Annotated in this window: 2 protein-coding genes; both read right to left on the reverse strand. The window is 37.6% G+C overall.

The window, feature by feature from the left end; translation table 11 throughout:
* Nucleotides 1-103: 103 nt before the first annotated feature.
* Complete coding sequence (locus GMA8713_RS28910) at nucleotides 104-364, reverse strand: hypothetical protein (protein ID WP_157515804.1); 261 nt, start codon at nucleotides 362-364, stop codon at nucleotides 104-106.
* A gap of 187 nt (nucleotides 365-551) precedes the next feature.
* Nucleotides 552-841 (reverse strand): hypothetical protein (locus GMA8713_RS28915; RefSeq protein WP_198159598.1); only part of this gene is annotated, 290 nt, incomplete at its 5' end.

The following is an 841-nucleotide window of genomic DNA, read 5'->3' on the forward strand; positions in this document are numbered from 1 at the left end:
TTTATCTCCCATTCCTTTTTTCATTCTTCATTACATACATATTCTTCATCATCATTTGTTATCCGTTTGTTTTTTACTTTCATCCGCCAATTTTTTCTCTTCCTCATCCATTTTCTTTCCTACTCTCTTTCCTTACTCCTCTATCTTCTTCCTCTCTCTCCCTTCCTTCACCTTCTTTTCTTTCCTTTCTCCTCTCTCCTCTTTCACTTCCTTCTCCCTTCTCTTTTTCTTCTTTTATCTCCTTTCTCTTTTTTCCCCCCCTTTTCTTCTTTCCCTTCTTTTTCCCCTCCTCCCTTTCCCTTCCTTCCTCCTTTCCCTTTCTTCCCCCTTCCTTTCCCCCCCCCTTCCCCCCCCCTTTTTCCACCTGCCCCCCTTTTTTCCTTTCCCCCTTCCCTTTTCCCCTTTTTTCCCCCCCCCCCCCCCCCCCGCCTCTTCCCCCCCCTCCCCCCCTCCTCACATCCTTTCCCTTTCCTCCCGCCCTTTTTTCCCTTTTTTTTCCTTTTCTTCTTTTCCTTTTTCTTTTCTTCCCTTTTTTCCATTTTTTCTTTCTCCTACTTTTTTCTTTCTTCCCTTCTTTTCTTCTCCTCCTCTTTTACCTTCTCCTCTTTTTTTTTCTTTATTTTCTCCCTTCTTTTTTTTCTCTTTCCTTTTTTTTCTTTTCTTTTTTCCTTCTTTTTCTTTTTTTTTTCTTCTCTTCCTCCCTTTTTTCTCTTTCCCTTTTTACTTTTTAAATATTTCTCTTTTTTTTTTTTTTTTTTTTTTTTTTTGTTTTCCCTTCTTTTTTTTTTCTCTTTTATTTTTTTCTTTATTTTTTCTTTCTTTACTTTCTTGTTTTTTTTTT

Source organism: Grimontia marina (assembly GCF_900060185.1).
In the GTDB taxonomy this organism is placed as follows: Bacteria; Pseudomonadota; Gammaproteobacteria; order Enterobacterales; family Vibrionaceae; genus Enterovibrio; species Enterovibrio marinus.